Origin of the sequence: Streptobacillus felis (genome assembly GCF_001559775.1) — a bacterium.
GTDB classification, from domain to species: domain Bacteria; phylum Fusobacteriota; class Fusobacteriia; order Fusobacteriales; family Leptotrichiaceae; genus Streptobacillus; species Streptobacillus felis.
Genome location: NZ_LOHX01000287.1, coordinates 756 through 13,713, shown reverse-complemented (window position 1 = coordinate 13,713; position 12,958 = coordinate 756). Strand labels below are relative to the sequence as shown.

The window sequence follows — 12,958 nt, the reverse complement described above, 5'->3', positions numbered from 1 at the left end:
TATACCCTGGTTTTTATAAAAATCAATAATTAAAATCAAAAAATATTACAACTTTTTTTATATGTAAAAAGGAAGGATCTCTCCTTCCCTTTCTACCAGTTATATCCTGTTCCTAATTTGAATATATATTTACCATATGATTTTTGATATACATTTGCATCAAAGTCTAAGTTTATATATACTTTTTCTGTTGGTTTGAATTCAAATCCAGTCTTAACATTTATACGCCAATCATCTTTGAAGTCATTACTTATCTTCTTATCACGGCTTGAAATATCATAACTAGATAAGTTATATTCCATATTAGCTTTTGTAAAGAAATCAACATATTTATGTTCTAACTTAATACCTGTTTCATAGAACACGCTAAATGGACTATTATGTGATATCTTATATTTATTACCTGAATTTTTAGATATAGTTTCACTTAACATAGGTGTCGCCTTATATCCAACCTTATTTAAATATCTAATTGATAAATCATCTGTAACTTTAAATACAGGATTAATTCCAACATTCAATGAATTGTTTAAATAAACTAAAGTATCTTTATTTTTTTCATTATTAATTAGAACTGTATTTGCTCCTAATCCAAAGTTAACATCAAAGAACTTATACTTAACTCCAATTGTTGGAACTGCAGAAATACTTACAAAATTACTTGAAACATCATCCTTACCTTTAATGCTTGTAGTTAAATTACTTCCTAAAACATTAAAGTTTAATCCACCTGATAATTTAACATTTTTAACATCATGTGCTGTTTCAAAATTAACCTCTAAACCATTAGTAGCAGTCTTATTCTTGTATTCAGTATTATTCATATTTAAATAATTCTTATCAATTTTGTTATAGTTTACAAAATTTGCTTCTATAAGGTTTCTATATTTAAGTTCATTATTTATTCCATTTACTAAATCTAATTCATTAAATACATAAAGATTATTTAACACATCTGGTTTTATTAATGAGTATAGTTTTACTATATTATCTGCATCTTTTTCTAAGTTTAATTCATAAACACTATCATAGTCTTTAATATTAACTAAATTAATATTATTTGGAACTTTAGCAATGTTTAACTTCTTATGATTATCTACTATATCATTAATAATACTATTTCCAACATTAAGTGAAGCATTAACATCACCGCTTGTATTTTCAATTTCTAATAATTTTTTATTCATTTCATTTAATGTAATATCAAATTTACCACCATTAGATGTATAGTTATTAATCTTAAGATCTTTATTATCAAGTACAATATTTCCAGCATTTTCTACTTCATTTATATATGTACCATCAACAAAATCAACATTAGCATTTTCTTTAATATTTAGGCTTCCGTTTATTTTATCACCATTCTTATTATCTACTAATGATAATGTTCCTTCATCTACTGAAACCTTCTTAATATTTTCAATAGAGTTAGAACTTAAACTTAATTTAGCATCTCCTAATTTAACTAAAGATTTATCCCCATTATTTTCAAATCTCTTATTACTTAAATTAAGATCAACAGTATTATTTATTTTAATATCTCCATTACCTATAACATATTTAGAAACTTTAATATCCTCATCTACATTTAATTTAATATCTCCATTTCTTGATTCTACAGTACCAGAGAATTTTTCAATATTATTTAAAGTTAATTCGCTTTCATTTTTATTGTAAACTGGCATATCTCCAGTTATCTTAGTATCAACTACAGCATCTTGAATATTTAATGCAAGATTTGCATTTACAAGATTTATAGTTCCTTTAAATTTAGATAAGTCCTTATTAATTTCTAATTCTGAAGTGTCTCCACCTAAATCCGCTAACGAATCAATAACATTTAATTTACCATTTTCATTACCTACTAAGTTTTGATTTAAAACCGTATTTGTGTCCAGCATATTTAATAATTTTAAATCTAATTCACTATTTAATTCAATATTTCCAGTATGTTTTAACAAAGTAGAGTTAATAGAAACTTTAGAACCATTTTGAACAAAGTCCCCTTCACCTGTGATATTTGAATTAATATTACCATCATTAGCAAAGTCAGCAATAAGTTTAGTATTTTCACTTAAGTTATATGAACTTCCATATTTACTAAATATATCTTTAGCTATAGTTAAAGTACCTTCAGTTATATCTGTAGTAGATATATTTTTAGTTGTAATATCATTAACTCTTAAATCAAAATTACCTTGTTTAATAATTTTTGAATTTCCATTAGCTACTCCTTCAACATTCATATTAGACATAACTGAATCTTCACTAATTCTCATTATTACATTCTTATCTTGACTTAATAATATTTTACCATTAGTTGTTATAGCATCTTTATCAATTAATAATATGTCTCCCATATTACCATGAATTTCACCAGTAAAGTCTTTAATATTTTTAAATCCTAAAGCCTTATCTGATTTATTTACATATTTACCATCAATGAATTTATATCCTAATACTCTATCTTCTTCATTTTCTGCATTTATATTAAACTTAAATTGTCTATCTTTAGATCCAGCAGCTGCTTCCATAGTTCCAGTAAATTCTTTAAAGTTATCCGTAATATTTATAGTACCTGAACTAGTTTGTTCAAGTTTAATCTTACCTTCACCTTTAATTTTAGAATCTATAGTGAAGTCATTACCAAATTGATTATTTACAGATAATGTTAAAGTTGCATCTTCTTTAATAGTTATAGGGTTATTAAAGTCACTCTTAGCTCCTCCACCATTATCTACATTTCTAATACCATTACGTATAACAGAATTTCCACTAATTTCTATATTAGTTAATTTATCGCTGTTTTTATCTTTAACTTCATTATTATAGTCTCTAACTCTAATTTCAGAATCATTTAACTTAATCTTACTTACATTAGGATTCGATAATCCCTTATGATTTCCACCATTTAAATAGTAAGTAGAATTATTAAATTCTGCTTCACCTTTATTATTTCCATCACCAGTAAAGTTAGCCCAGCTTACAAATTGATTATTAAATGTAATATTATTACCATTTAATGCAACATCATTATATATTACCTTCTTAGTAATATCATTAGCTGCACCATCTACTACTAAATTCTTTTGCATAACTATTTTAGCAAAAGTAGTATTTTTATCTCCAACTGCAGGTGTTAAAGGTGTATCCACTTTAATTTTTCCACCATTAGCTGTAATTTCTGAAGTAACTTGTTCAGTTCTTGTATTTAATATAGTATTATCTTCTATTTTAATTTTAGTATTTCTATATGCATTTGAATTATAGTAATTCAATTTACCTTCTTTAACTAAAATATCACCTTTAGTATCTTTGTTAAATTCATTTTCTTCATTAGTTAATTCTAAACTAGAAGATCCAAGTTTAACTAAGTTTATATTCCCTACTAATTTATTATTTAATGCTAAATCAGTAGTATCAGTATTTATAGTTAAAGTTGAATAAGGATTTTGACTATTTTTAATAGTCCCATATTGATTATTATTAGCATCTATTTTAACTGTTAAGTTTTTAGAATTTAAATCAACTATTCCACCATCTTTAACTAACAATTTATTATTTTCACCTAAAGGTTTTTCACTACCTAATACTAGAGTAATATTCCCTTTATTTTCTCCATTTTTATTACCCATAACTGTAATATTTCCAGTATATGTATCTGAATTTCTCTTTAATTCAACTACTCCACCTTCAAAATATTGTCCATCTACTACTAAGTCCTTATTATCTAAGACCATATCAATATTTAACTTACCTTCACCAGAAAAATGATAATTATTATTTCCTCCGTTATAGTTATATAGTCTTACTTCATTACCTTTTGCAGTACCTAAGGCAGTATATCTATTATTCTCACCTAAAGATGCATTAGGATCAACATAAAGTACACCTTCTGATTCATCTTTTAAGTTAAATCTATATATTTGATCTAAACTAGAACCATATCCTAATTTAATATTTTTAGCATTATTATCATGATGGTTTATTATTAAATTAACACCATTTTTAACATCTATATCAAGATTAGTATTATTAGCTCCTATTCTATCTACTATTACTGTACCTCTATTAACACCATCTCCAATATTTAACTTAGTAACTGTAGTTGAGTTATTTAATCCCTTTAAAGTTAGAGTTCCATTATCTCCACCTAAATTCAAAGTATTAATATTTGCATTTATAGCTGTATTTTCATCCCCTATAGTAATATTTTTGCTACTTCCTAAAAATAGTGAAGAATACCCATTTAATTTAGTAGATATATTATTAATATTTTGACCTAAGCTAAGTACACCTTCTGAACTTTTATCAATTCTATCTAATAAAGTATCTAAATCTTCGTTATTTTCTACTTCTAATATAGAATGATTATTTAATTTAGTAATAGTATTCCCTAGAGTTCCTTCAGTGCTCGCTTTTATCTTACCACCATTTACTTCAAAATTACCATTTAAACTGGAATTTTGATTATTTTTTAAATGAAGTAATCCTGACCCTTCTTTTACAGCTTTAATATTACCTTTTATCTCAGCTTCTATTCTAGCTTCATTATTATTTTCTACATTAGATTTAAAATTATTTGTTGCAGAAGAATTAAAGTTAATTATACCCTTAACAACAACATCATTAATTTCTTTTTCTGTTCTAGCTCCATCATAAGGTGTCGGCATGTCTTTGACTGTTCCTAAAGCATTTACCTCTAAAACTGAATTGTCTTTAACATTAATTGTGGTTTCAACCTTAGCAGCTCTATTTATTTCTAATTTAGAAGTATTTTTTATGTCAATATTAGCAGCTTTAAATTTAGCTTCTTCAAACTCATCTTCATATACTGTATTTTTATAACCATGTACAACAGTATCTCCTTCAATTTTAACACTACCCTTTTCTATATCAAAATTACCCTTAATATCAGTATCTTTACTTCTTACTGACCAAATTGAATTATTTTCTCCCGGATTATATTTTATATCTAAATTATTTTTAAAACTACCTAAGAATACTCTTTCACCACTAGATGGATTAAATGTAACCGTAGATTTACTTGTCGATTCATTTGCTATTTTTGCATCCTTATCCATATGGTAAATATCTCTAAATCCTAAATTAACACCATTTACATTTAAAGTTCCTCCTCTATGTCCAAAGATCACATTATCACCATTTAATTGATCAGCTCTATTTATAGTTAGTTTCGCACCTTGAGCTAATCTAATATTTGCAGCAGCATATCCTCCTGTATTTTCTAATACAGTTTCTCCACCACCTAAATTTAAATCTCCACCATTATTACCAGTGCTTTTAATTACTAATTTACCTTCTCCAATTTTTCTTACTATATTATTTTTACGAAAATTTAATTCATAATTCAACACAGCATTTTTATGTACCAATAATCCTGCTGTAAGTAAATTACCATTTCCTTTTAATGTCGTATTATTTTTAAATTCTAATCTCGCAGAACCTGTATCTGTATTACCTATTACATTTACTGATAAATTCGGACTATTAAATATCTGATTTTTTACTTTAAACATTTTTTCATTTATAGTACCATCTTGAGTTATAACATGAGAAGTTATTCTATTGTTTTCTATCCTTCTTTCTTCTCTATCATCAAAACTTCTGTTTTGATTACCCACTCTTAATACACCATTTTCAAAAAATACATTATTTCCAGTTATTTCATCATCATTAATTAAATTTTTCCATTTTTCAAATATAGGGGCATTACTTAAAAGTTGAGAACTCTTAGTATACCCGGCATTACTTCCACCTGTATTACTTGAAGCAATTAGCCATTTTTTATTAACAGAATCCCACCAAAATAATGGTGACCCACTATCCCCTGGTTTAGTCCCTGAATCAAGTGGAGTTTTAGGTGTCTTTTCTATCATTAAATAAATTACTTTATCAATTCCTTGATTTCCTGTTTGCCATTTACTTTTTACCTTATTTAAACCACCTGCTATATGACCATAAGGCACTGCCCACTCCTCTTTTTTATTATCAACCGCTATTACATTTACTCCTCCACCAATTCTAGCGAGTAAATCATTATCCTTTATTCTATTCCAATCATTTTGTGTAATAGCTTCATGAGCATGAGCATCAAATGCTACTTTATTTGTTCTTACAAGTGAATAGTCTCTTCCAATGTTTAACCTATAATATGCACCAATATTTTCAGAAAATTTTTCATATTTTTTATCTTTACTTAATAACTTGTACCCAGAATAAAGTTCAACATCATCTCTAATATGTCTTTTAGAAAAAGTAAAATTATCTGGATGCCCAACATGGGTTACTCCTGTTAATATTTGGCTATCTCCCCATAAAGCAAAATACCCCGGATCAACAACTCCATCAAAATTTGGTATTGGTTGTTCTATTTTTCCTGAAACAGTACCATCTTTTCTATAAACTATAACATTTTCTTTTCCTATAGAATACTTACCTTTATTCATTGCGAAGTCCTCATAATTAGTAAACCATTCTATATCATGTCTACCAACATTAGATAGCCCTATACTCCCTGTTAGAAATAAAATTAAAAAGAGTTTTTGTTTGTATTTCATTTTTATCCTTTCGTTTTTCATAATAAAACTGGTCTATAGACCAGTTTTATTCTATAATTATTTTTTTTAATCTTAAATCATTTTCAAGTTGATTATGATCAACATCTGCAGGTGCTCCTGTTAATAGATCTTGTCCTTTATTTGTCTTAGGGAATGGTATTACTTCTTTTATTGAATTTTCTTTAAGCATAGCCATTAACCATCTATCTAAACCAAATGCTAATCCTCCATGTGGTGGAACTCCATAACTTAATGTTTCTAGGAAAAATCCAAATTTATCTAATTGTTCTTCTTTTGATAATCCTAATTCATCAAATACTTTAGATTGAAGTTCAGAATCATGTATTCTTATCGAACCTCCACCTATTTCATATCCATTTAACACTAAATCATATGATTCAGAAAGTATTTTATCATATTCTTTAGTTTCTAAATATTTAATATGTTCTTTTTTAATTGATGTAAATGGATGATGTGCTGCTTGATATCTTTCTTCTTCTTCTGAATATTCAAACATAGGGAAATCAAGAACCCAAACAAATTTAAATTTATCTTTGTCTATTAATCCTAACTCTTCTCCTAGTTTTAATCTTAAAGCACCTAATCCATCAAGTACTACCTTATTCTTATCTGCAAGTATAAATACTATTTCATTATTCTTTAATTCAAGTCTTTCTACTAAAGCATTTAAAGTTTCTTCATCAAAGAATTTAGCTATAGGTGAATTAATACTTCCATCTTCTAATTTTTTAATATACGCTAAACCTTTCGCTTTATAATATACTTTAACAAAATCTTCTAAGTCTTTAATTTTCTTTCTTGAAAATTCTCTATCTTCAGATACTATAGCTCTTACACTACCTCCATTTGATATTGCATCATCAAATACTGAAAATCCTTTACCATTAACTATATCTGAAATATCTTGTATCTTCATATCAAATCTTAAATCAGGTTTATCAGAACCATAATTATTCATTGCATAATCATAGCTAATTCTTTCAAAAGGTGCTTCTTGAGTTTCACCTGTAACATCCTTAAATACTTTTTTAGCTAATCTTTCAACTAGATTTAATATATCTTCTTGATGTATAAATGACATTTCTAAATCAAGTTGTGTAAATTCAGGTTGTCTATCAGCTCTTAAATCTTCATCTCTAAAACATTTAGCTAGTTGGTAATATTTATCTACACCAGCAACCATTAATGTTTGTTTGAATAATTGAGGTGATTGTGGAAGTGCATAAAAGTCACCTTTTTGTATTCTACTTGGAACTATGAAATCACGAGCACCTTCTGGTGTTGCTTTACCAAGTATAGGTGTATCTATATCTAAGAATCCTTCATTATTCATAAATTCTCTTATAGAGAATAACATTTCATTTCTTTTCTTAATATTTTCTAATACTTTTCTTCTTCTAATATCTAAGTATCTATATGTTAATCTTAAGTTTTCATTTACATTACCTTCACTTAATTCAAAAGGTAATTGTTTTGAAGCTGAAAGTATATTTAACTCTTCAGCTAATACTTCTATATCTCCAGTATCAATATTTTTATTCTTTGAACTTCTTTCTAATACTTTTCCTTTTACTTGTATTACAAACTCATTTTTTATTTTCTTTACTAATTCTTGAACTTCTTTTGGTGAATTTTCATTAATTAAGATTTGTGTAATTCCATATCTATCTCTTAAATCTATAAAAGTAAAATGTCCTAAATCTCTTACTTTATCAACCCATCCTGATAAAGTTACTACTTCATTAACATTTTCTATTCTTAATTCATTTAACTTATGACTTCTATACATTATTTTACCCTTTCTATTACTTCTGTAATACTAATCTCTTCTTGATTTCCTGTATTAAAATCTTTAAAAGTAACTTTTCCATTTTTAATTTCATTTTCACCTAATATTATAACATAATTTACACCAATTTTATTAGCTTTTTTCATTTGAGCTGAAAATCCTTTTAAACTATATTCAAATTCAACATTTAAATCATGTTTTCTAAGCTCTTTTAATACTTCTAATAAGTAATCTTTTGTTTCTTCAAAATATGCTATATATATTTTTTTATCATTTTTTTCTAACAAGCTTTCATCCATTATCATAGATAATCTTTCTATACCTGCAGCAAAACCTATTCCAGGAACTTTAACTCCTCCAAGTATTTCAGTTAGCTTATCATATCTTCCTCCACCTAGTACTGTAGATTGAGAACCAAGCTTACTTGATTTAATTTCAAATACAGTATCACAGTAGTAATCAAGTCCTCTTACTAATGCTGGATTAATTACATATTTTACATTAAATTTATAAAGAGTTGATTTTAATTCTTCAAAATATTTTGTACTTTCTTCATCAAAAAAGTCGTGTAATTTTGGTGCACTTTCTAATACTTTTTGATCTCCTTCATCTTTTGAATCAAATACTCTTAATGGATTTTTTTCTGCTCTAATTTTTGAATCATTACTTAATTTATCTATATTAGATAATAGGTAGTTTTGTAATTCTTTAATATATACTATTCTAGATTCTACTGAACCAAGTGAATTTAATTCAACTACTAAATCATTAATTCCTAATTGATTTAAGAATTCACATGCCATAGTTATTAATTCTGCATCTAAGAAAGGGCTTCTAATCCCAAATGATTCTACTCCAAATTGATGAAATTCTCTATATCTTCCTTTTTGTGGAGCTTCATATCTATACATAGGACCATAATAGTACCATTTTACATTAGGACTAGATTTATGAAATCCTGCATTTAAATATGCTCTAACTACACCTGCAGTTCCTTCTGGACGCATAGTTACACTTCTATCTCCTTTGTCCATAAATGTATACATTTCCTTAGATACTACATCTGTTTCATCTCCTACAGCTCTTTTAAAAAGATCTGTTTCCTCTAATATTGGTGTTATTATATTAGAATAACCATATTTATCAAAAGTTTTCTTAGCTGTATTAACAATAAAGTTATACTTATCAACATCTATAGAAAACATATCTTTCATTCCTCTTAGTGTTTCAAATTTCATAAAATCTCCTTTACATTTGCATATATTAATTCATGTATTTCTTCTATACTAAGCATCCTATTATTTACTACACAATCTATTACCTTCCAACCTTTTTGTTTAGCAATATCTAAGGCGTTGTAGTATGATTTTCTTAAATAGTCTTTATCACTTTCATGTATATCTTTCTTACTTTCACCAGTAAATTTATTATCTCTATTTTCCATCAAACTAAAAGTATAGTCTATAGGAACATTTAAAAATATTGTAACATCAGGTCTAGGTATACCAAATTTATCAAATTCTAAATCTTCTAGCCAACAAAGATATTTTTCCTTTTCTTTTTCATCATCAAATTTAGAACCATGGTGTATCATATTAGAACCTGTATATCTATCACTGATTATTATAGTTCCAGAAATATATTCTTTTCCCCAATCTGTTTTGTAAGATGCATATCTATCTATACCATAAAAAGTAGAAGCTGCATATGCATTAACATCTGTTGGTTTTGATCCAAATTCTCCTGATAAATACATCTTAACCAAAGCTGATGAATTAGAATCATAGTTAGGAAAAGAAATTTTCTTTACTTTATTCCCATCATCAACTAATCTACTGTATAACTTTTCTGTTTGTGTTTGTTTTCCACTTCCATCAGTACCTTCAATAATTATTAATTTTCCCATAATATTCTCCTAATATTTTTCTAAAATGACCTTTAAACTATGCCAAGCTAGAGTTGAACATTTAATTCTAGCAGGCATATCTTTAGTTACTTCTAAAAGCATAGCTTCTCCTAGTATATCACTATTTTCTACTTCTTCACCTTTCATAACTTTAAAGAATACATTTATTATTTCTTTTGCCTCACTAATGCTTTTACCTTTTATTAATTCTACAAGCATAGCTGCAGAAGCAGTAGAAATAGCACATCCATTTCCTAAAAACGAAGCATTTTCTATTTTATCTCCTACTACTTTTAATACAACAGAAAGATCATCACCACAAGATGGATTATGTCCTCTTTCAACATCTGTTGCATCTTCTATTTCTCCTCTTAAGTCGTCTCTTTTATTATATTCCAATATTGTCAATTGGTAAAGTCTGTCTAAACTCATATTTGCTCCTTTCTCCACTACAAATAATTTTATAATGAGAAATTCATGTGATTATGAATAATCTTTATCAGGCGTTATATTTATCAATTCTTTTGAATCTATATTATGATTATACCCAAATATATTTCGCGATACATTTCTATCTTCACATACTCTTATATATTTATTTTTTTAACACTTATACGTACTAATTTTATGGATTGTACTCTATTAGTATTTATATAGTCATGTATATGTGGAAATTTAGAATAATAAATTTATCTTTTATCAATTCTTGTTGCTTAAAAATATATTGTATTTCCAATTAGTGTAGATTCTTAAAAATTTCCCCCTCTTAATTCAGGTGTGAATGTTTTATAAAATTATTGTTGTATAAATAGTAAACTCCTTTGTAAGATTTTTTTCAAAACTATATTACAAAATATTTGCAAATTATACAACCTTTATTTTATACAATTTTATTTCCTAACTTTTATCATCTCCTCATTAATAAAAAGAACCTCTTTTTAAAAAATTATAGTATGAATTAGCACGTATTTTCATCCTACTAAATCGCCACCTTAATCCAAATTTTTTTTATTTTCTTCTATAAATCGATAAGACTTTAATCGTGCTCCTTTGCAAAGAATGCCGATGATTTTTTATGAATATATTTTTTCCCATTTATTTCAATTCTATTTTTAAACGTAGTTTTTCTTTCATTAATTCTGCTTTATTTAAATTATTTGAATTATTTTTGGCTTTTATTTGGAATTCTTTATTAAAATATTTCCACCATTTTGCTATTGTTACTTTTGATACTTCATATTCTTTATGATAGTATATTGTATATTCTTCCTTCTTGTAGATGTAAATTAATAAGTTTATTTTTTAATTCTTCTGAGTGTTTTTTCATCATATTCTTTTTCATTATTTTCTTAATTATATTATATATAACTTTACTATTCTGTTACAAGTTCATCATACAACTACAACTTTTAAAAATTTTATAATAGCTTTATTTATCTATCGCATATGTTATCGTACAGATACTATAAACCTTTTTATTACAATATGTTTTATCTGTATCAAATATCTCTATAATATGTGTATAATCTAATTCTAATTCGTATGCTAAATTTTGAAAAAAACATAATAACTCCGAATAATATATTTCCTTCTTATTAATTGCATTGTATTTAATATATTTATTATATGTCACATCCCTAGACATCAATTCCTTCATATAGAAATATTCATAAAACTCAAAATAAACTTCTGATTCATTTATTAATATTTGATCAGTAAAATAAGGATATAAATCTTTTAACCTTTCTTTCACTTCTTCAACAGTTTGTGTTTTTTCATATTCATCACAATTTAAAAAATATGGATATTTACAAAAAACATTATTTTCATGTTTTTTATATACAAGTCTTTCTTTATATTTACTAAAAACATCTTTTTTATTTACCTCAATATATTCAATATAATTTTCATAACTCAAATAATAGTTCTCTAAAAAATATTCTATAAAATCATCACTACCAAATGCAATAGCAAATTCACTAAAATAATCTAAAATAATAAAAGCTTCTGATTTTTCTGGCAAGTATAAATGTAAATTACTTGAATACATAGGTAAATTTTCATAACTATTATATATGCCATATTCTAATTCACTATTTATTTCATAATAGTTATAATCAGTTTCACTATATTTTATTGGTGTATATTTTTCAATATTTTCAAATTCCAAATTTACTATATTTATTTTCTCCTTTTTTTTAAAATAATCCATATAAACCTTATATGTATATGAACTTAAATAAGAAACCCCTTCATTTATAATAATCATCTTATTGTATTTACTGTTAATTTCAAAATCATACCAACCTTTATATTCCATTATTTTTTTTATTTTTACAACTATATCTTCCACATCACACCTATTTCTTTATAAATTTTATTTTATTATTTGAAAAACCATTTCCATTTATATCAATTGTTACAGGTTGATCACCCATTTTAGAATAGTCTCTAATTGTATATGTTTCGCCATTATATCCAACACCTGTAATTGCTCCATTTTCCATTTTGTTTATTGTTTCAGGTCTAACTCTTTCTAAAAAAAATTTTTTAGCAGATTCCAATGAATCTACACTTTCAATTTTTCTTATTTTTGTCTTATTATCTAATTTCTGTAGTTTATTAAATTCATTTTTACTATATTTTATTTTAACTTCTTTC

The 12,958-nt window shown here is 25.8% G+C and carries 7 protein-coding genes; all 7 read right to left on the bottom strand.

Features of this window, described 5'->3' with window-relative positions:
* Positions 1-92: 92 nt before the first annotated feature.
* Positions 93-6,581: a S6 family peptidase gene (locus tag AYC60_RS04910; RefSeq protein WP_067321890.1), complete on the bottom strand. Its 6,489-nt coding sequence runs from the start codon at positions 6,579-6,581 to the stop codon at positions 93-95.
* Between the two features lie 46 nt (positions 6,582-6,627).
* Positions 6,628-8,391, bottom strand: coding sequence for an aspartate--tRNA ligase (aspS, locus tag AYC60_RS04905; protein ID WP_067321887.1), 1,764 nt, complete (start codon positions 8,389-8,391; stop codon positions 6,628-6,630).
* Positions 8,391-9,629 (bottom strand): histidine--tRNA ligase, encoded by a 1,239-nt coding sequence (hisS, locus tag AYC60_RS04900; RefSeq protein WP_067321884.1) that lies wholly within the window; start codon positions 9,627-9,629, stop codon positions 8,391-8,393. Before hisS ends, aspS begins: the two co-directional genes overlap by 1 nt.
* Entirely contained in the window at positions 9,626-10,297 is a 672-nt protein-coding gene (locus AYC60_RS04895) for a dTMP kinase (RefSeq protein ID WP_067321882.1), read from the bottom strand. The genes hisS and AYC60_RS04895 overlap by 4 nt, the downstream gene beginning before the upstream one ends.
* 9 nt (positions 10,298-10,306) lie before the next feature.
* A complete protein-coding gene (gene sufU, locus AYC60_RS04890) occupies positions 10,307-10,729 on the bottom strand; it encodes a Fe-S cluster assembly sulfur transfer protein SufU (protein WP_067321881.1) in 423 nt (140 codons plus the stop codon).
* Between the two features lie 997 nt (positions 10,730-11,726).
* Positions 11,727-12,650 carry a hypothetical protein gene (locus AYC60_RS04885; RefSeq protein ID WP_067321879.1) on the bottom strand — a complete coding sequence of 308 codons (924 nt, stop codon included), beginning with the start codon at positions 12,648-12,650 and terminating at the stop codon, positions 11,727-11,729.
* A gap of 7 nt (positions 12,651-12,657) precedes the next feature.
* On the bottom strand, positions 12,658-12,958 hold a 301-nt coding region (locus AYC60_RS04880; RefSeq protein ID WP_197416977.1), incomplete at its 5' end, for a hypothetical protein.

What these genes read in the sequence shown, in the direction of transcription:
- sufU (WP_067321881.1), bottom strand. Translation starts at nt 10,729, where the DNA reads ATGAGTTTAGACAGACTTTACCAATTGACAATATTGGAATATAATAAA.
- aspS (WP_067321887.1), bottom strand. Translation starts at nt 8,391, where the DNA reads ATGTATAGAAGTCATAAGTTAAATGAATTAAGAATAGAAAATGTTAAT.
- AYC60_RS04910 (WP_067321890.1), bottom strand. Translation starts at nt 6,581, where the DNA reads ATGAAATACAAACAAAAACTCTTTTTAATTTTATTTCTAACAGGGAGT.
- hisS (WP_067321884.1), bottom strand. Translation starts at nt 9,629, where the DNA reads ATGAAATTTGAAACACTAAGAGGAATGAAAGATATGTTTTCTATAGAT.
- AYC60_RS04895 (WP_067321882.1), bottom strand. Translation starts at nt 10,297, where the DNA reads ATGGGAAAATTAATAATTATTGAAGGTACTGATGGAAGTGGAAAACAA.